This is a genomic window from Pseudomonas sp. MRSN 12121, assembly GCF_000931465.1.
In the GTDB taxonomy this organism is placed as follows: domain Bacteria; phylum Pseudomonadota; class Gammaproteobacteria; order Pseudomonadales; family Pseudomonadaceae; genus Aquipseudomonas.
Map to the genome: position 1 here is coordinate 2,468,881 of NZ_CP010892.1, position 17,855 is coordinate 2,486,735.

At 65.8% G+C, this 17,855-nt stretch carries 17 protein-coding genes; 12 read left to right on the top strand and 5 right to left on the bottom strand.

The annotated features are described in order from the left end of the window. The first annotated feature begins 71 nt into the window (after positions 1 to 71). The 3 genes from TO66_RS11400 to mnmH all read left to right on the top strand — a co-directional run bounded on the left by TO66_RS11400 (position 72) and on the right by mnmH (position 2,643). Complete coding sequence (locus TO66_RS11400) at positions 72 to 443, top strand: DUF4440 domain-containing protein (protein ID WP_044462402.1); 372 nt, start codon at positions 72 to 74, stop codon at positions 441 to 443. A 62-nt stretch (positions 444 to 505) separates the two neighbouring features. Continuing rightward, positions 506 to 1,540 (top strand): selenide, water dikinase SelD, encoded by a 1,035-nt coding sequence (gene selD / locus TO66_RS11405; protein WP_044462403.1) that lies wholly within the window; start codon positions 506 to 508, stop codon positions 1,538 to 1,540. After that, the gene (mnmH, locus tag TO66_RS11410; protein ID WP_044462404.1) at positions 1,540 to 2,643 is read left to right on the top strand and encodes a tRNA 2-selenouridine(34) synthase MnmH; all 1,104 of its coding nucleotides are present in this window, start codon (positions 1,540 to 1,542) and stop codon (positions 2,641 to 2,643) included. The genes selD and mnmH overlap by 1 nt, the downstream gene beginning before the upstream one ends. A 130-nt stretch (positions 2,644 to 2,773) precedes the next feature. Here mnmH and TO66_RS11415 read toward each other — a convergent pair whose 3' ends face one another. Together TO66_RS11415 and TO66_RS11420 are read right to left on the bottom strand one after the other, a co-directional pair. Beyond that, complete coding sequence (locus TO66_RS11415; RefSeq protein WP_044462405.1) at positions 2,774 to 3,829, bottom strand: permease; 1,056 nt, start codon at positions 3,827 to 3,829, stop codon at positions 2,774 to 2,776. A gap of 961 nt (positions 3,830 to 4,790) precedes the next feature. Further along, positions 4,791 to 5,465, bottom strand: a complete 675-nt coding sequence (locus TO66_RS11420; RefSeq protein ID WP_044462406.1) for a hypothetical protein — start codon at positions 5,463 to 5,465, stop codon at positions 4,791 to 4,793. A 329-nt stretch (positions 5,466 to 5,794) separates the two neighbouring features. On the opposite strand from TO66_RS11420, the gene TO66_RS11425 reads away from it, so the two are divergent. From TO66_RS11425 to hemB, 8 genes are all read left to right on the top strand, one after another. Then, on the top strand, positions 5,795 to 6,499 hold the full coding sequence (locus TO66_RS11425) for a glutathione S-transferase family protein (protein ID WP_044462407.1): 705 nt from the start codon (positions 5,795 to 5,797) through the stop codon (positions 6,497 to 6,499). Positions 6,500 to 6,615: 116 nt separating this feature from the next. Further along, positions 6,616 to 7,458 (top strand): PhzF family phenazine biosynthesis protein, encoded by an 843-nt coding sequence (locus TO66_RS11430; RefSeq protein WP_044462408.1) that lies wholly within the window; start codon positions 6,616 to 6,618, stop codon positions 7,456 to 7,458. Between the two features lie 285 nt (positions 7,459 to 7,743). Further along, positions 7,744 to 8,679: a Ppx/GppA family phosphatase gene (locus TO66_RS11435; RefSeq protein WP_044462409.1), complete on the top strand. Its 936-nt coding sequence runs from the start codon at positions 7,744 to 7,746 to the stop codon at positions 8,677 to 8,679. Between the two features lie 206 nt (positions 8,680 to 8,885). Continuing rightward, positions 8,886 to 9,299 (top strand): arsenate reductase ArsC, encoded by a 414-nt coding sequence (locus TO66_RS11440; protein WP_044462410.1) that lies wholly within the window; start codon positions 8,886 to 8,888, stop codon positions 9,297 to 9,299. Positions 9,300 to 9,527: 228 nt separating this feature from the next. Next, positions 9,528 to 10,625, top strand: a complete 1,098-nt coding sequence (locus TO66_RS11445) for a carboxynorspermidine decarboxylase (protein WP_044466002.1) — start codon at positions 9,528 to 9,530, stop codon at positions 10,623 to 10,625. A 26-nt stretch (positions 10,626 to 10,651) separates the two neighbouring features. Continuing rightward, the gene (locus TO66_RS11450) at positions 10,652 to 11,887 is read left to right on the top strand and encodes a saccharopine dehydrogenase family protein (protein WP_044462411.1); all 1,236 of its coding nucleotides are present in this window, start codon (positions 10,652 to 10,654) and stop codon (positions 11,885 to 11,887) included. A gap of 36 nt (positions 11,888 to 11,923) precedes the next feature. Beyond that, a complete protein-coding gene (locus TO66_RS33285) occupies positions 11,924 to 12,148 on the top strand; it encodes a hypothetical protein (protein WP_156162058.1) in 225 nt (74 codons plus the stop codon). A 198-nt stretch (positions 12,149 to 12,346) separates the two neighbouring features. Continuing rightward, positions 12,347 to 13,321, top strand: a complete 975-nt coding sequence (gene hemB / locus TO66_RS11455) for a porphobilinogen synthase (protein ID WP_044462412.1) — start codon at positions 12,347 to 12,349, stop codon at positions 13,319 to 13,321. A 151-nt stretch (positions 13,322 to 13,472) separates the two neighbouring features. Here the strand turns inward: hemB and TO66_RS11460 are convergent, their stop codons facing one another. Together TO66_RS11460 and TO66_RS11465 are read right to left on the bottom strand one after the other, a co-directional pair. Further along, complete coding sequence (locus TO66_RS11460) at positions 13,473 to 14,993, bottom strand: FAD-dependent oxidoreductase (RefSeq protein ID WP_044462413.1); 1,521 nt, start codon at positions 14,991 to 14,993, stop codon at positions 13,473 to 13,475. A gap of 73 nt (positions 14,994 to 15,066) precedes the next feature. After that, entirely contained in the window at positions 15,067 to 15,681 is a 615-nt protein-coding gene (locus TO66_RS11465; RefSeq protein WP_044462414.1) for a LysE family translocator, read from the bottom strand. Between the two features lie 303 nt (positions 15,682 to 15,984). Here TO66_RS11465 and TO66_RS11470 point away from each other — a divergent pair, with 303 nt between their 5' ends. Beyond that, positions 15,985 to 17,067 (top strand): DUF1615 domain-containing protein, encoded by a 1,083-nt coding sequence (locus TO66_RS11470; RefSeq protein ID WP_044466003.1) that lies wholly within the window; start codon positions 15,985 to 15,987, stop codon positions 17,065 to 17,067. A 115-nt stretch (positions 17,068 to 17,182) separates the two neighbouring features. Here the strand turns inward: TO66_RS11470 and TO66_RS33925 are convergent, their stop codons facing one another. Continuing rightward, entirely contained in the window at positions 17,183 to 17,662 is a 480-nt protein-coding gene (locus tag TO66_RS33925) for a hypothetical protein (protein ID WP_044462415.1), read from the bottom strand. Positions 17,663 to 17,855: the final 193 nt, after the last annotated feature.

Genomic DNA, 17,855 nt, shown 5'->3' on the forward strand with positions numbered 1-17,855 from the left:
TTCCTACGCCGCCCGAAAGGGCGGTTTTTTTTGCCGCTATGCTGCTGGCCAGGATCGAGAGGAGGATCGACATGCCCCTGCATGCCCACCTGCTGGCGCTGGAAACCGAATTGCATGGCCCGTCGGCCCGCGGCAACCGCCAACGCCTGATGCAACTGCTGGACGAGACGTTCTGCGAATTCGGCGCCAGCGGGCGGGTCTGGAGCCGGGCACAGGTTATCGCCGCGCTGCCGGACGAGCCGCCGGCGCAGCGCAGTGTCAGCGATTTTCGCCTGCGGCTGCTGGCCGACGGCGTGGCGCTGGTGACCTATCGCTGTCGCACGGTGGTTGACGGGCAGGCCCCGCGGGAGTCGTTGCGCAGTTCTTCGTGGCGGCACGACGGCAGCGCCTGGCGCCTGGTTTTTCACCAGGGCACGCCCGTGGCCGGGCAGGTCGGCGGCTGAGGAGGTTATCGCCGCTGGGGCTCTGCTAGAATCGCCGGTCCACGAATTTCCAGAGGTGTTCCATGAGCGAGCCGATTCGCCTGACCCAGTACAGCCACGGCGCGGGTTGCGGTTGCAAGATTTCTCCCCAGGTGCTGGAGGTGATTCTGGCCGGCAGCGGCGCGCAGAACCTCGACCCGAAACTCTGGGTCGGCAACGCCTCGCGCGACGACGCCGCGGTGTACGCCATCGACGCGGAGCGCGGCGTGGTCTCGACCACCGACTTCTTCATGCCGATCGTCGACGACCCGTTCGACTTCGGGCGCATCGCCGCCACCAACGCCATCAGCGACATCTACGCCATGGGCGGCGATCCGTTGATGGCCATCGCCATCCTCGGCTGGCCGGTGAACGTGCTGGCGCCGGAAATCGCCCGCGAGGTGATCCGCGGCGGCCGTGCGGTATGCGATGCGGCCGGTATTCCCCTGGCCGGCGGCCATTCGATCGACGCCCCGGAGCCGATCTTCGGCCTGGCCGTGACCGGGCTGGTGGAGAAGCGCCACATGAAGCGCAACGACACCGCCACCGCCGGCAGCCTGCTGTACCTGACCAAGCCCCTGGGCATCGGTGTGCTCACCACCGCGGAGAAGAAGGGCAAGCTGCGCAGCGCCGACATCGGCCTGGCCCGGGACTGGATGTGCACCCTGAACCAGCCCGGCAGCCGTTTCGGCAAGCTCGACGGCGTGAGCGCGATGACCGACGTCACCGGTTTCGGCCTGCTCGGCCACCTGGTGGAAATGGCCGATGGCAGCCGCCTGACCGCACGCATTCACTACGATCGGGTGCCGCGCCTGCCGGGCGTCGAGTACTACCTCGACCAGGGCTGCATCCCGGGCGGCACCCAGCGCAATTTCGACAGCTACGCCAACCGCCTCGGACGCATCCAGGCGCTGCACAAGCTGGTGCTGTGCGATCCGCAGACCAGTGGCGGGCTGCTGATCGCGGTCACCCCCGAGGGTAACGCGCAGTTCCTCGCGGTCGCCGCCGAGCTGGGCCTGGAACTGGCGCCGATCGGCGAGCTGGTGGAGCGACAGAGCAACGCGGTCGAGGTGATCTGATGCCCATCGATATCACCGATTACCGCGACATCTTCCTCAACGACCGGCCGATGATGGATACCCGCGCGCCGGTCGAGTTCGACAAGGGCGCCTTTCCCGGCGTGGTCAACCTGCCGCTGATGACCGACCACGAGCGCCAGCGGGTCGGCACCTGCTACAAGCAGCAGGGCCAGCAGGCGGCGATCGTCCTCGGCCATCAACTGGTGTCCGGGGCGATCAAGGCCGAGCGCATCCAGGCCTGGGCCGACTTCGCCCGGGCCCATCCCGAGGGCTACCTGTACTGCTTCCGCGGCGGCCTGCGTTCGCAGATCGTCCAACAATGGCTCAAGGACGAGGCGGGCATCGACTACCCGCGGGTCGGTGGCGGCTACAAGGCCATGCGCACCTTTCTGCTCGAGACCCTCGAGCGCGCCGTGGCCGAGTGCGATTTCGTCCTGCTGGGCGGCATGACCGGCATCGGCAAGACCGAAGTGCTCCAGCAACTGGCCAACGGCCTGGACCTGGAAGGCCACGCCAACCATCGCGGCTCCAGCTTCGGCAAGCGCGCCAGCGGCCAGCCGTCGAACATCGATTTCGAGAACCGCCTGGCGGTGGACCTGCTGAAAAAGCGCGACCGCGGCATTGCCGGTTTCGTGCTGGAAGACGAGAACCGCATGATCGGCAGCTGTGCCTTGCCGTTGCCGCTGTACCAGGGCATGCAGCGTTTTCCCATGGTCTGGCTGGAGGATGGCCTGGAAGGGCGGATCGAGCGGATCCTGCGCGACTACGTGACCGATCTCTGCGCGGAGTTTGTCGCGGCGTATGCCGAGGACGGCTTCGCGCGGTTTTCCGAGCGCCTGCTGGAAAGCCTGAACAACATCCGCAAACGCCTGGGCGGCGAGCGGCACCAGCGTCTGTACCGGTTGCTCGAAGCCGCCCTGGCCGAGCAGGCCCGCAGTGGCAGCGTGGAGCTGCATCGGGCCTGGATCGAAGGCTTGCTCAAGGAATATTACGATCCGATGTACGCCTTCCAGCGCGAAAGCAAGGGCGCGCGCATCGAGTTCGTCGGCGAGCAGGCGGCGGTGCTGGAGTATTTGCGCGAGCGGGCCAGATCCAGGGCCTGAGCAGGCCGTGGAGCAGGGCCTTTGGCCCTATCGCGAGCAAGCTTCGCTCCTACAGAAGCTCACGATTTTCTTCTGTAGGAGCGAGGCTTGCCCGCGATGGCGTCCGGGCGGACGCCATCGAACCTCTGGTTTACAACAACGCCGCGCCAATCAAGCCGCTGACCACGCCGATCAGCATGGTCAGGCCGGCCACGGTCAGCAGCACCCGCGCGTCGAAATCCTTGCGCAGCATCAGCAGCGACGGCAGGCTGATGCTCGGCAGAGTCATCAGCAGCGCCACCGCCGGGCCGGTGCCCATGCCCAGGGTCATCATGGTCTGCACGATGGGGATTTCCGCCGCGGTGGGAATCACGAACAGGGTGCCGACAATCGCCAGCGGCACCAGCCAGAGCAAGCTGTCGCCGATCGCGCCCTCGACATGGGGGAACAGCCACACCCGCGCCGCGCCCAGCACCAGGACCGCCAGCACATAGATCGGGATGGTGCTCCAGAACAGCAGCCACAGGGCGCGCGCCCAGCGGCTGAAGAAGCCCGCATCGTTGCCGGTGCTGGCCTCGACCACGGCTTCCACCGCCGCCTCCGGCAGTTGTTCGGGACGCGAGATGCGCTGGGCCACCAGCGATACCCCCAGCACCAGCACGATGCCCGCCACCAACCGCAGCGCGGTAAAGCCCCAGCCCAGGACAAAGCCCATGAACACCAGGGTGGCCGGGTTGAGCACTGGGTTGGCGATCCAGAACGCCAGCGCCGCGCCCACCGAGACGTTCTGCCGGCGCAGGCTGGCCGCCACCGGCGCGGCGCAGCAGGAACACATCATGCCCGGCAGGGCGAACAGGCCGCCGCGCAGGGTCGAGCCGAAGCCGGCGCGACCGAACAGGCGCAGCAGCCAGTCCCGCGGGATCAGCACCTGCAGCAGCGAGCCGAGGATCACCGCCAGCACCGCGGCTTTCCAGATCGCCAGGAAATACACCTGGGCGTAGGCCAGGGCGGCGTTCAAGGGCGAGGAGGGCTGATCGTTGATGATCGAGGCGCCGATGCTGTGGCTGTCGGCGGCGACAAAGGCCTTGGCGTAGTAGGGCGACCATTTGACGAAGTAGAGGCCGATGCAGGCCACCAGGACGAACAGGGCGGGTTTCCACCAGAATGACCAGCCCCGGGCGGGGCTGGCAGGGGCAAGGCTGGACATGAACAGGGATTCCGGGCAGTGACGTTAATCGGCGATTTTAGCGCAGCGGCCCGGTCGTTGCTGGACTGTAGCGATCGGAGAGCGGCGATCGGGGCGCAGTCCGCGAGGCGGTATGCCTGATCCATGGGGGCGTCTGGCTTGGCGCCGCGCCTGCTGCGCAGTCGATCGCAGCCTCGCTGGTGCTCGACAGCGGCTACAGGAGCGCTTGCGATTTCGGGAGGGGCCGGGTGTTTGTAGCCGCTGCCGAGCCAGAGGCGAGGCTGCGATCGGGGCGCAGCCCCGCAAGACGGTATGCCTAAGCGAGGGTGGTTGCCTGGCTCGGCGCTGGCGCCCGCTACGCGGTCGATCGCAGCCTCGCTGGTGCTCGACAACGGCTACAGGGGCGCTTGCGATTTTGGGAGGGGACGGGTGTTTGTAGCCGCTGCCGAGCCACAGGCGAGGCTGCGATCGGGGCGCAGCCCCGTAAGGGGGTATGCCTGAGCGATGGTGGTTGCCTGGCTTGGCGCTGGCGCCCGCTACGCGGTCGATCGCAGCCTCGCTGGTGCTCGACAGCGGCTACAGGAGCGCTTGCGATTTCGGGAGGGGCCGGGTGCTTTGTGTAGCCGCTGCCGAGCCAAAGGCGAGGCTGCGATCGGGGCGCAGCCCTGTAAGGCGGTATGCCTGACCGATGGTGGTGTCTGGCTTGGCGTTGGCGCCTGCTGCGCAGGCGATCGCAGCCTCGCTGGTGCTCGACAGCGGCTACAGGGGCGCTTGTGATTTTGGGAGGGGGCGGGGTGCTTGTAGCCGCTGCCGAGCCAAAGGCGAGGCTGCGATCGGGGCGTAGCCCCGTAAGGGGGTATGCCTGATCCATGGTGGTACCTGGCTTGGCGCTGGCGCCTGCTGCGCAGTCGATCGCAGCCTCGCTGGTGCTCGACAGCGGCTACAGGTGGAGGGTGTGCGTGGTCATTCGTGCTTTGCCCGGTCAGGTCGGGCAGCTTTCCTCGCCGTTATCCAGGCCCTGCTTGTAGCTGCGGCTGTCGAGGGTGGCCTTGCCGTTGTGCCAGGTCAGGGTCAGCACGTAGAGCGAGTCGAAATCGTTGGACGCCCAGTCGTCGGTGATGGGGCGTTTTTCGCCGACGGCCTTGCGCGCCACCTTGTTGATCAGGTCCGGCAGGTAGCCGTGGGACCAGGCGGTATAGATGGTCGAGTTGTGATAGCGGTCGTGCAGCAGTTCCTCGGCCAGCTGGCTGGTGTCGTTGGCCGAGAACTCGATGTTCACCGGCAGGCCGAGCTTGATGGCGCTGGGGCTGATGGTCATCAGCGGGCGGATGTAGCTGTAGGAATTGTCGAACTCGCCTTCCTCGACGTTGCGGGTCGGGTTGGCGGCGAATACATAGTTGGCCTTGCCGAATCTTTCCGGCAGCAAGGAGGCCAGGTCGATGGCGCGGTTCAGGCCCTGGCAATTGAGCTGGCCCAGGCCGCCGGCGGGTTTTTCCGCGTGGCGCAGGAAGACCAGGGTCTGGGTGCCGTCTACCGGCTGGGCGCGGCTTTCGCTGGACTCCAGCGACAGCAGCAACGCACCGGTCAGCAGCAAGGCCGGAAAGAACACATAGGAACGGCGGTGCAGGCGTTGGGTGAAATTCGGCAGCTTCTTCATTGATCGTGGGTACTTCGGCGCAATCGGTTGAGGCTGACAAACCTGGCCACGGCGGGCTCCGGCCGCGCGTGGTTTTCCCTGTCATTGAACGGATGTTCTCCCCGAGGGGTAGTGCTCAGAGTCCCGGAAGCGTTTTTGGTTCGCTGTTGGCGAGACGCCGTGCGGGAGCCCGTCACTTTATCCGCGTCGCTCTCTGGCTGCCGGCGAGGTTAATGACCGGATGTTGCGAATTTAAGAATGCGCGCCACGCACCGATGCCTATAATCAAGCGCCGTTGCCGCCCGGTCCCGGGCCACGGTCTTTCATCTGACTGTCACTGGAAGCCTGTCATGACCGATCTCTCCGCCTTTCCCATCACTCAGAAATGGCCCGCGCAATACGCCGACTGGATTCAACTGTATTCCTTGCCGACCCCCAACGGCGTCAAGGTCTCGATCATGCTCGAAGAGATCGGGCTGCCCTACGAGCCGCACCGCGTCGGTTTCGACACCAATGACCAGTTGTCCCCCGAGTTCCTGTCGCTGAACCCGAACAACAAGATCCCGGCGATCCTCGACCCCCACGGTCCGGGCGACCGGCCGCTGGCGCTGTTCGAGTCGGGCGCGATCCTGATCTACCTGGCGGACAAGAGCGGGCAACTGCTGGCCCAGGAATCGGCGGCCCGCTACGAGACCCTCCAGTGGCTGATGTTCCAGATGGGCGGCATCGGCCCGATGTTCGGCCAGCTCGGTTTCTTCAACAAATTCGCCGGCAAGGACTACGAGGACAAGCGCCCGCGCGACCGCTACGTGGCCGAATCCCGGCGCCTGCTGAGCGTGCTCGAAGGCCGCCTGCAAGGTCGCGACTGGATCATGGGCGAGCGCTACACCATCGCCGATATCGCCACCTTCCCCTGGGTGCGCAACCTGGTCGGCTTCTATGAGGCCGGCGACCTGGTGGGCTTCAAGGACTTCCCCAACGTGCAGCGCGTGCTGGAGCGTTTCCTCGCCCGTCCGGCGGTGATCCGCGGCCTGGAAATCCCCAAGCCGGTCTGACCCGCCGTGATCCCCTGGCCGCTGCCCGTGGTGGCGGCTACTACCGTTTTTTACCTGTTTTTTCCTGGTCAGGCCGTCCCCGGCCCGACGGCGTTCATTCAGCACAAGGACCCGCGATGAGCCGATTCGATTTCAAGCAGATAGATGTCTTCAGCAGCGAGCCGCTCAAGGGCAACCCGCTGGCGGTGGTGTTCGACGCCGACCCGCTGAGCGAGGCGCAGATGGCGGCGTTCGCCAACTGGACCAACCTCAGCGAAACCACCTTTATCCTCGAACCCCGCGACCCGCGGGCCGACTATCGCTTGCGGATCTTCACCACCCTGAGCGAGCTGCCGTTCGCCGGTCATCCGACCCTCGGCAGCTGCCATGCATGGCTGGAGGCCGGCGGCGTGCCCAAGGGTGAGGATATCGTCCAGGAATGTGCGGTGGGCCTGGTGCGCATCCGCCGCCGTGGCGCCGACCTGGCGTTTCTCGCGCCACCGCTGCTCAAGTCCGGCCCGGTCGAAGCCGGGTTGCTGGAGCAGGTACGCCTGGGCCTGGGGCTCGCGCCAGAGGCGATCGTCGAGGCGCAATGGGTGGACAACGGCGCGGGTTGGCTGGCGGTGCTGTTGGACGAGCGCGACCAGGTGCTCGATTTGCAACCCGACTACGCCCGACTGAAGGGGCTGGCGGTGGGGGTGATCGCGCCCTGGAACCCCGAGCGCGATGGCGACGCGGCGCAGTTCGAGGTGCGGGCCTTCATTTCCGGCGACGGCATGCCGGAAGACCCGGCCACCGGCAGCCTCAACGCCGGCATCGCCCAATGGCTGCTGGGCGCCGGCCGGGCGCCGGAGCGCTACGTGGTCAGCCAGGGCCTGAGCATGGGGCGCGCCGGGCGTATCCAGGTCGAGCGGATCGGCGACGAGATCTGGATCGGCGGGGCGGCGGTGACCTGCATCGAGGGCAGCCTGCGGCTATAAGCGCAGCGCCCGCTGGATCTCCAGGCGAAAAAAAAGCCGCCCAGGAGTGGCAGCTTTAAAGGAGAGCACGCGTTGTAGATGCACCGAGTGTCGCCGGCCTTGATGACAGAATGATGACGGCCGCGTTGCCGCTGCGCCCGCGGCATGCTCTGCGCTGGAAGTGCCACGGGGTGCTCGGGGGCTGTCATCTTGGCGTCATCGACCTCATGGCAAGATCGCCGCCAACCCGTTCGAGGGGGCGGCAGGTCGCGGCCTGCCGGTGGATCAATCTGCCAGGAATCTCCCATGAAAGGCGACGCCTCCCTGTTCGCGGCCATTGACCTTGGGTCCAACGCCTTTCGCCTGATGATCGGCCAGCCGCTCCGGCACAGCGAGGGGTTCCTGATCCAGCCCGTGAAGACCCTGCGCGAGCCGGTGCGCCTGGCGGAGGGTTTCCAGGGCGGCGCGCTCGACGAGCTGGCGCTGGACCGCGGCTGGCAGGCGCTGGCGCGGTTCGGCAAGAAACTGCGCGGCTTCGAGGCCGGCCGGGTGCGCGCCGTGGCCACCAGCGCGGTGCGCGAGGCGCAGAACGCGCCGCTGTTCCTGGCCAGCGCGGAGCGTCACCTGGGGTTTCGGATCGACGTCATTTCCGGGCACGAAGAGGCGCGGCTGGTCTATGCCGGCGTGGCCCATGCCGTACCGGGCGGCGCAAACCTGCGCCTGGTGGTGGATATCGGCGGCGGCTCCACCGAGCTGATCCTGGGGCAGGGCGCCCAGCCCTTGCTGACCGAAAGCATCGCCGTCGGCAGCAGTACCTTCACCAGCCGGTATTTTCCCGGTGGTGCGGTTTCGGCCCTCGGCCTGCAGGAAGCCGAGCGCGTGGCCAGTCTGCAGTTCGAGAAAGTCGCCCGGCGCTATCGCCAGCTGGGTTGGCAGCAAGCCATAGGTTCCTCCGGCTCCGCGCGGTTCCTGGCCAAGGTGCTCAAGGCCAATGGCCTGAATGACTACGGCCAGGACGGCATCACCTATGGCGGCCTGCTGCGCCTGTCGTTGCGCCTGCTGGAGGCGGGGCACGTCAAGCGCCTGCGGCTCGCGGGCCTGCAATCCCAGCGCCTGGGCGTCCTGCCCGGCGGCCTGGCGCTGATGCTCGCGGCGTTCAAGGTCTTCGGCCTGGCCCAGATGACGCCGTCGGAACCGGGCCTGCGGCTCGGGGTGCTGCACGGGCTGATCTGTAACAACTGATTACCATCACCTTCGTGCCAGGGCGATCGGGGCAACCTGGTCGCCGCGCGCTATCGCCACTTCTCGCGGATCTGTCCGGTTTGCACCGTCCGGGCGGCCATGCCCCTCATCACCCCGCGCCCGGCCCCTGGGAAAAACCGGTGTAATAAAAAGTGCGTTTATCGCGGGCACTATCCCAGCAGTCTGAAACAGGGGGAAACCCAACCATGAGCGACATCCACCGCGTGCTGTTCGTCTGCGCCAGAAACGACGCTCGCTCGCTGATGGCCGAGGCGCTGCTGCGCCATGCCGACGCCGAGCACTTCGAAGCCTTCAGCGCCGGCCTGGTGGCCAGCGAGATCGACCCGCGCGCCCTCGATTCCCTGGAGCACATCGGCATCGTCACCGAGGGGCTGCGCAGCAAGTCCCTCGACGAGTTCGCCGGGCAGCCGTTCCACTACGTCATCGCCTTGTGCGACAAATCGTCGGAACAGATCGGGCGCATACCGGCTGCCGGCGAGCGGATGGTGTGGAATTTCGAAGACCCGGCCAGCAGTGACAGGCACGAACCCTTTCGCCACGCCCTGCAGGAAATCCACGATCGGATCCACATGTTCATCACGGTGAAAACCCGATCGTGACGCCCAGGGGCCCGACGTCCGGTCTGGCTGCCTTCCAGCGCAACGCAGGAACTTCAGTGCGCCACGGCAGGCGCTCTGGCTGGCGGCTCGGGTGTCGGCGAGCGGGACCGCTCCAGGTGCGCCGCGCGACCCCGACCGAGCGATCGGTGTTTTCTGCCCTTTCGATACGCATCAAGTGAAGGCACAATGCGCATCCTTTTTTTGGCTGGCCTGGCCGGAGGCCTCGAAATGATCAAAACGCCGTACTACCTCATCGACAAACAGAAGCTGCTCGGCAACATGCAGAAGATCGCCTACGTGCGCGAGCAGTCCGGGGCCAAGGCCTTGCTGGCGCTCAAGTGCTTCGCCACCTGGTCGGTGTTCGACCTGATGCAGCAGTACATGGACGGCACCACGTCGTCGTCGCTCTACGAGCTCAAGCTCGGCCGGCAGAAGTTCGCCGGCGAGACCCACGCCTACAGCGTGGCCTGGGCCGACGACGAGATCGAAGAGATGCTCGACAACTGCGACAAGATCATCTTCAACTCCATCGGCCAGTTGCAACGCTTCGCCGTGGCATCCGAAGGCAAGGTCCGCGGCCTGCGGGTCAACCCGCAAGTGAGCAGCTCCGACTATCTGCTGGCCGACCCGGCGCGTCCGTTCAGCCGCCTGGGCGAATGGGACCCGGTGAAGGTCGAGGCGGTGATCGAGCAGATCTCCGGTTTCATGTTCCACAACAACTGCGAGAACGGCGACTTCGGCCTGTTCGACCAGATGCTGGGCACTATCGAGGAACGTTTCGGTCACCTGTTGCACAAGGTCGAATGGGTCAGCCTCGGCGGCGGCATCCATTTCACCGGCGAAGGCTATGCCCTGGACGAGTTCTGCGCGCGCCTCAAGGCGTTCTCCGAGAAGTACGGCGTGCAGGTCTACCTGGAGCCGGGCGAAGCGGCGATCACCCAGAGCGCCTCGCTGGAAGTCACCGTGCTCGACACCCTCTACAACGGCAAGCACCTGGCGGTGGTCGACAGCTCCATCGAAGCGCACATGCTCGACCTGCTGATCTATCGCCTGAACGCCAAGCTGGCGCCCAGCGCCGGTGACCACACCTACATGGTGTGCGGCAAGTCCTGCCTGGCCGGAGACATCTTCGGCGAGTACCAATTCGATCGTCCGCTGACTATCGGCGATCGGCTGTCGTTCGTGGACGCGGCGGGTTACACCATGGTCAAGAAAAACTGGTTCAACGGCCTGAAAATGCCGTCCATCGTAGTGAAGCAGCTCGACGGCAGCGTCGAGGTGGTTCGTGAGTTTGGGTTCGAAGACTACCTGTCCAGCCTCTCGTAAGCTGGCGGAAAGGAGAGATAAAGAAATTGAAGAAGAACGTTCTTATCATTGGTGCAGGAGGTGTCGCCAAGGTGGTGGCCCACAAGTGCGCGCAGCACAACGACGAACTCGGTCGTATTGCCATCGCGTCGCGCAACATCTCCAAATGCCAGGCCATCATCGACAGCGTCAAGGCCAAGGGCAGCCTCAAACAGCCCGCTGAAATCAAGGCCTACGCGCTGAACGCGCTGGACATCGAAGCGACCAAGGCGCTGATCCGCGAGACCGAATCGCAGATCGTCATCAACGTCGGTTCCGCCTTCCTCAACATGTCGGTGCTGCGTGCCTGCATCGATACCGGCGTGGCCTACCTGGACACCGCCATTCACGAAGAGCCGGGCAAGATCTGCGAGACGCCGCCCTGGTATGGCAACTACGAGTGGAAGCACCTCGAGGAATGCCAGCAGAAGAACGTCACCGCCATTCTCGGCGTCGGCTTCGACCCGGGTGTGGTCAATGCCTACGCGGCGCTGGCCAAGCAACAGTATTTCGACCGCATCGACTCGATCGACATCCTCGACGTCAATGCCGGTTCCCATGGCAAATATTTCGCCACCAATTTCGACCCGGAAATCAATTTCCGCGAATTCACCGGACAGGTGTGGAGCTGGCAGGACAGCCAGTGGACCAGCAACACCATGTTCGAAGTCAAGCGCACCGACGACCTGCCGGTCGTGGGCTCGCAGAACCTGTACCTGACCGGCCACGATGAAGTGCACTCGCTGTCGAAGAACCTCGACGTGCCCAACGTGCGCTTCTGGATGAGCTTCGGCGAGCACTACATCAATGTGTTCACCGTGCTGAAGAACCTCGGCCTGCTCTCCGAGCAACCGGTCAAGACCGCCGAAGGCCTGGAAGTGGTGCCGCTCAAAGTGGTCAAGGCCGTGCTGCCGGACCCAGCCTCGCTGGCGCCGGGCTACACCGGCAAGACCTGCATCGGCGACCTGGTCAAGGGCACCAAGGATGGCCAGCCGCGCGAAGTCTTTATCTACAACGTGGCCTGCCACGAAGAGGCCTTTGCCGAAACCGACAGCCAGGGCATTTCCTACACCGCGGGCGTACCGCCGGTGGCCGCGGCCCTGCTGGTGGCCCGTGGCGAATGGGATGTGCAGCGCATGGTCAACGTCGAGGAGCTGCCGGCCGAGCCGTTCCTCAAGGCGCTGGACGTGATGGGCCTGCCGACCCGCGTCAAGGACGAGCACGGCGACCGTCCATGGAACTGATGCAACCCTCGCTGTAAAAAAACCAGGTGCGCCCGGATGGCGCGCCTGGCTCTCGCTTCCCCCCGCATTCCGCTCGTTGATCCCGCTGACTCACCGCCACCCTGCGTTCTGCGCAACGGGTGCGATCGCGCCTGGCCGGCGCCTGACGCTCGTCGACTTTCGCCAAGGGCGCTGCGCTGGCTGATCCGCCGGGCGATCGACCCGCAGGAGGGCGAGCGCATCGATGAGGCGGCATTGCAGGCGCTGAACCTGTCGCGCTGAACGGGGCGCGCGGGCAGGGCGGCCATTGGTCGCACCCTGGCGCGCCGGGGCCTGTGCGGTGCGCTCTTGACGGCATTGTTACCAAAGTCGAAACGCAGTCTTGGCCGGGCGGGGTTTGTGCCGGTCGTGGCTTCGGGCATAAGCTTCCCTCCTTTTTCGCCCCGGGCCCCTTCGCTCGGCCTGCCTTGAGGAAATCCCATGTCCAGTCAGTTCCCCCAAGCCCGTCCCCGTCGCCTGCGCCGTTCCGAGCAGATGCGCAGCCTGTTCCAGGAAACCGAGTTCAGCCTCAACGACCTGGTGCTGCCGATTTTCGTCGAGGAAGAGATCGATGACTTCGTGCCGATCAAGAGCATGCCGGGGGTGATGCGCATTCCGGAATCGAAGCTGGCCGGGGAGATCGAGCGCTACGCCCGCGCGGGGATCAAGTCGGTGATGACCTTCGGCGTTTCGCACCATCTGGACAGCACCGGCAGCGATACCTGGAACGATAACGGCCTGGTGTCGCGCATGTCGCGTATCGCCAAGGACGCGGTGCCGGAGATGATCGTGATGTCCGACACCTGTTTCTGCGAGTACACCGACCACGGCCACTGCGGCGTGCTGCACGGCCACGAAGTGGACAACGACCAGACCCTGGTCAACCTCGGCAAGCAGGCGGTGGCCGCGGCCCGCGCCGGCGCCGATGTGATCGCGCCGTCGGCGGCCATGGACGGGCAGGTCCAGGCCATCCGCCGGGCCCTGGACGAGGCCGGCTTCACCCAGACCGCGATCATGGCCTATTCCACCAAGTTCGCCTCGGCGCTCTACGGCCCGTTCCGCGAAGCCGGCGGCAGCGCCTTGAAGGGCGACCGCAAGAGCTACCAGATGAACCCGATGAACCGCCGCGAGGCGGTGCGCGAATCGCTGCTGGACGAACAGGAAGGCGCGGACTCGCTGATGGTCAAGCCGGCCGGGGCCTACCTCGATATCATCCGCGACATCCGCGAAGCCTCGCGCCTGCCGGTGACGGCGTATCAGGTCAGCGGCGAGTACGCGATGATCAAGTTCGGCGCCCAGGCCGGCGCCATCGACGAAGCGCGGGTGGTGCGCGAAAGCCTGGGGTCGATCAAGCGCGCCGGCGCCGACCTGATCTTCACCTACTTCGCGATGGACCTGGCGCTCGCCGGGATCTGAGGCTTTTCGGCAGCGTCCTTAAGGGCCTCATCGCGGGCAAGTCGGATCGCCGCCCGCTCGCTCCTACAGACGAAGATGGATTCTGTAGGAGCGAGGCTTGCCCGCGATGGCGTCAGTCCCCGCAACGCAAAAATCGCGACGGGCACTCTTCTCACAGCACAATCTTGTGCTCATCGAAATACCGCTCCAGCACCTTCGGGTCCGCCGAACGCTCGGCCAGCGCCACGTAGGTGTCCGGCCGCAGCAGGTAGAAGCCGTTGCGCGCAAGGCCCGCGGCCTGGTGCGCCGGTTCCCAGTCGAACACTGTCAGCGGCAGCTGGCGCTCGGCGCACCAGGCGCGCAGGGCGTCGCTGGTGACCCCGTACACATGCACCTGCCACCCCGGGTAGTCGAGGCTGGCGAAGTTGTCGGTCAGTGCGCCGTGGGCCCAGGGCAGGCGGTCGCCGCCGTGGACGTGGCCGGCGCTGCCGACGCTCAGGGGCATGTCGCGGTAGTTGAGGGTGATCTGCGACACGGTGCGGAACAGGAATTCGCGCGCCGTTTCCAGCGCCGTCACCTTGGGGATCAGCAACGGCGCCAGGCGTGTGCGCAGCAGGTTGGCGATCGGCCCGTCGGCGGTGACGAAACTGAACACCCGGTCGGTGGTGGCCACCAGGCGCCGGGCGAATTCGATGCGTTCCAGCTCATAGGTCGCCAGCAGGTGTTCCGAAGACTTGCCGCCGAGCACCGCGGCGAGTTTCCAGGCCAGGTTGATGGCGTCGCCGATCCCGGTGTTCATGCCCTGGCCGCCGGCCGGGCTGTGTACATGGGCGGCATCGCCGAGGAGGAAGGCGCGACCGATGGCGAAGCGCTCGGCCACCCGGTGATGCACCCGGTACGTGGAGAACCAGTTGACCCGTTCGACCTGCACCTTGAGGTTATCCATGGCGCGCCGGCTGACGTCCTCGAACTTCAGGGTCTCGGCCTGTTCCGCGCGTTCGTCGCGCACCGTGCCGATCAATCGCGCCCGGCCAGTGCCGGCCAGCGGGAACACCGCGAGAAAGTCCGCTTCGTCGAGGTCCGCGTGCAGCTCGCCATTGAGCGCGGGGCCCTGGGCGTCGACATCCGCCACATAAAACACTTGCTGATAGGTGCCGCCGGGGAAGTCGATGCCCAGGGCCTTGCGCACCGTCGAGCGGGCGCCGTCGCAGCCGGCCACATAGAAGGCCTGGCAGGTTTCCTCCTGGCCGTCGGCGCCACGCAGCTGGGCGCTGACCAGATGGCCGTGGTCGATGAAACTCAGCAGCTCGGTGCGGCGCTCGACCGTCACGCCGAAGCGCTCCAGGCGTTCGATCAGCAGTCGTTCGTGCTGGTCTTGCGGGTAGATCTCCAGGAAGGGGTAGGGCGTGAGGTCGGCGCCGATGCTGCTCAGCGGCAGGTGGGCGGCCTGTTCGCCCTTGACCCACAGGTTGGCGGCGGGCACCCGGTGGCCCTGGTCGAGGATGGCCTGGGTCAAGTCCAGCTGGCGGTACAGCTCCAGGGTCCGGGCCTGCACCGCCAGGGCCCGGGAGGTGGTGCCGGGGCCCGGGGTCTGGTCGATGATGCGCACCTTGATGCCCAGGCGGCTCAGCCACAGCGCCAGGACCAGGCCAGTGGGGCCGGCGCCAATGATCAGTACGTCGCTGCGGTTCATGTCGTTGCCCTCATGCAGAGATCAATGTCATGCCGGTCTTGCCCGCCACCCGAAGCGCTTGCCGGAACGCGCTTCAGCGCTGGCTGAACGCCAGGTTCAGGCCCAGGGCGGCGAAGCTGGCGGCAAAGCCGCGGCGCAGCCAGTCCTGCACCCGGGGCGACTCGATCACCGCCCGGCGGAACAGGTTGGCCAGCAGGCCGTAGAGCACGAACACGGCGAAGGTCATGGCCATGAACACGCCGCTCAGGCCGAGCATCTGCACCGCCGGCGACGGGCCGTCGTGCTGGATGAATTGCGGCAGGAAGGCCAGGAAGAAAATCGTCAGCTTGGGGTTGAGGATGTTCAGCAGGCAGGCCTTGAGCATCAGGCCGCCGGCGCTGGCGGCGGGGGCGCTGGCGTCCACGGCGAAGGCCGAGCGGTCGCGCCAGGTGGCGTAGGCCAGGTACAGCAGGTAGGCGACCCCGGCGAACTTCAAACCCTGGAAAGCCAGCGCGCTGGTGTGCAGCAGCGCCGACAGGCCCAGCACCGAGGCCAGCAGGTGCGGGACTATCCCGGCGGTGCAGCCGATCGCGGTGAACAGGCTGGCGCGCTTGCCGGCCACCAGGGCGGTGGAAATGGTCAGGATCACGCCGCTGCCGGGAATCAGCACGACGATCAGCGAGGTGACGAGAAAATCCAGTGAAAGCATGGTGCAGGGCACTCCCAGGGCAGGTGACGGTTTTCCGCTCCGGCTGAACATGTCCGGCAGGTGGCCGTCGGGCTCATCAAAATACACCCGGCACCGGCTTTCAGGGTGGTTGCTTTCAGGCGGTGGTCGTTTGCATCTTTGCGCGGGCGATGAGGGTTCAGATTAGGTGAAATTCGCCGTGCTTCACGGGGAATGCTCAAATGGTGGTTGTCCGCTGCGGAACAGCGGGGTGCCGCGGGGGTCGATATCGGCGGCGCTACGCTGCATATTCGGTTTTTTTCGGGAGCCAGGCTTATCAAACTTCTGCATTCATTTCGTTGGGCCGCTGTGGTGGCCCTGCTGGCCCTGGTCGGTTGCGCCAGCCAGCACAGCGGCCAGGCACCCATGCCGAGCCCGACGCAGATCCAGGCGCAGGCGCTGCGCCTGTTGCCGGCCAGGGTCGCCGATCGCCAGGGCTGGGCGCGGGATCTCCAGGTGGCCTTTACCGCCCAGGGCATCGAGCCGAGCCAGAGCAACCTGTGCGCGGTGCTGGCGGTGGCCGAGCAGGAGTCGACCTATCAGGTCGATCCGCCGGTGCCGGGGCTGGGCAAGATCGCCCGCGAAGAGATCGACCGCCGCGCGGCCAAGGTGCATGTGCCGTCGATGCTGGTGAGCGCGGCGTTGCAGGTGCGTTCGCCGAACGGCAAGTCCTACAGCGAACGCCTGGCCGGGGCGCGCACTGAGAAGGAACTGAGCGCGATCTTCGACGACTTCATCGGCATGGTGCCCATGGGCAAGACCCTGTTCGGTGGCTTCAACCCGGTGCACACCGGCGGGCCGATGCAGGTCAGCATCGCCTTTGCCGAACAGCGGGCGCGGGATTATCCCTACCCGGTGGACGGCTCGATCCGCCACGAAGTGTTCAGCCGCCGCGGTGGCCTGTATTTCGGCGTGGCCCACCTGCTCGGTTACCCGGTGAACTACCCGCAGCCGCTGTACCGCTTCGCCGACTTCAACGCCGGCTGGTACGCCAGCCGCAACGCGGCGTTCCAGAACGCCGTGAGCGTGGCCTCGGGGATTGCCCTGGCGCTGGACGGCGACCTGATCCGCTACGACTCGATCATGCCCGGCAGCACCGAGCTGGCGGTGCGCGCCCTGGGCAAGTCCCTGGACATGCGCAACCCGACCATTCGCGACCAGCTGGAGAAGGGCAACAGCCTCGAGTTCGAGGACAGCAAGCTCTACAAGCGGGTATTCGCCCTGGCCGAGCAGGCGCAGGGCAGGGCGCTGCCGCGCCAGATCCTGCCGGGCATCGAGCTGAAGAGCCCGAAGATCACCCGCAAGTTGACCACGGCCTGGTTCGCCAAGCGGGTGGACGAGCGGTATCAGCGGTGCATGGCGCGATAGGCGGCAGCGAGGTGGGGAGTGGATGGCTGATCGACAGGGGAACGTCAGTGTCCTGAAATGCAAAAAGCCCGGCTGACAAGGCCGGGCTTTTTTTCGAGTACCGCGCATGGCGCGATCATGCGGTGCGGCGTTCGTTCAGACGATCGGAACCACCTTCGGCTACCCGGCGTTCGTTCAGACGATCGGAACCACCTTCGGCTACCCGGCGTTCGATCAGGCGATCGGAACCACCTTCGGCTACACGGCGTTCGATCAGGCGATCGGAACCACCTTCGGCTACACGGCGTTCGATCAGGCGATCGGAACCACCTTCGGCTACACGGCGTTCGATCAGGCGATCGGAACCACCTTCGGCTACACGGCGTTCGATCAGGCGATTGGAGCCACCTTCGGCTACACGACGTTCGATCAGGCGATCGGAACCACCTTCGGCTACACGGCGTTCGATCAGGCGATCGGCGCCACCTTCGGCGACACGTTTTTCAATCAGGCGATCCGAACCGCCTTCGGCGACGACCGGGTAGGCCGAGGAGGCGGCGAAAGCGTTGGCGGCAAGGACCGAGAAAGCGATGCTGAGAAGAATTTGGCGTTTCATGATGTGCTCCGGGGGTGCTGTTTGGTTGGTATGGAGCAGATGTTACGTGGCGGATTTTTTTTGAGAATTTCATTGAGTCGATGGTGACCATCGATGCCAATGATAGCGGCGGGGAGCCTTGGAATAGAGCCGTTGGGCGAGGGATTCCACGGTGCCGACCGCTCGCGATCAATAAAAAAGCCCGGCGCATCGG

Bases quoted from the DNA above. Each gene is read 5' to 3' on its own strand.
- TO66_RS11400 (WP_044462402.1), top strand. From the start codon at position 72: ATGCCCCTGCATGCCCACCTGCTGGCGCTGGAAACCGAATTGCATGGC.
- selD (WP_044462403.1), top strand. From the start codon at position 506: ATGAGCGAGCCGATTCGCCTGACCCAGTACAGCCACGGCGCGGGTTGC.
- mnmH (WP_044462404.1), top strand. From the start codon at position 1,540: ATGCCCATCGATATCACCGATTACCGCGACATCTTCCTCAACGACCGG.
- TO66_RS11415 (WP_044462405.1), bottom strand. From the start codon at position 3,829: ATGTCCAGCCTTGCCCCTGCCAGCCCCGCCCGGGGCTGGTCATTCTGG.
- TO66_RS11420 (WP_044462406.1), bottom strand. From the start codon at position 5,465: ATGAAGAAGCTGCCGAATTTCACCCAACGCCTGCACCGCCGTTCCTAT.
- TO66_RS11425 (WP_044462407.1), top strand. From the start codon at position 5,795: ATGACCGATCTCTCCGCCTTTCCCATCACTCAGAAATGGCCCGCGCAA.
- TO66_RS11430 (WP_044462408.1), top strand. From the start codon at position 6,616: ATGAGCCGATTCGATTTCAAGCAGATAGATGTCTTCAGCAGCGAGCCG.
- TO66_RS11435 (WP_044462409.1), top strand. From the start codon at position 7,744: ATGAAAGGCGACGCCTCCCTGTTCGCGGCCATTGACCTTGGGTCCAAC.
- TO66_RS11440 (WP_044462410.1), top strand. From the start codon at position 8,886: ATGAGCGACATCCACCGCGTGCTGTTCGTCTGCGCCAGAAACGACGCT.
- TO66_RS11445 (WP_044466002.1), top strand. From the start codon at position 9,528: ATGATCAAAACGCCGTACTACCTCATCGACAAACAGAAGCTGCTCGGC.
- TO66_RS33285 (WP_156162058.1), top strand. From the start codon at position 11,924: ATGGCGCGCCTGGCTCTCGCTTCCCCCCGCATTCCGCTCGTTGATCCC.
- hemB (WP_044462412.1), top strand. From the start codon at position 12,347: ATGTCCAGTCAGTTCCCCCAAGCCCGTCCCCGTCGCCTGCGCCGTTCC.
- TO66_RS11460 (WP_044462413.1), bottom strand. From the start codon at position 14,993: ATGAACCGCAGCGACGTACTGATCATTGGCGCCGGCCCCACTGGCCTG.
- TO66_RS11465 (WP_044462414.1), bottom strand. From the start codon at position 15,681: ATGCTTTCACTGGATTTTCTCGTCACCTCGCTGATCGTCGTGCTGATT.
- TO66_RS33925 (WP_044462415.1), bottom strand. From the start codon at position 17,662: ATGAAACGCCAAATTCTTCTCAGCATCGCTTTCTCGGTCCTTGCCGCC.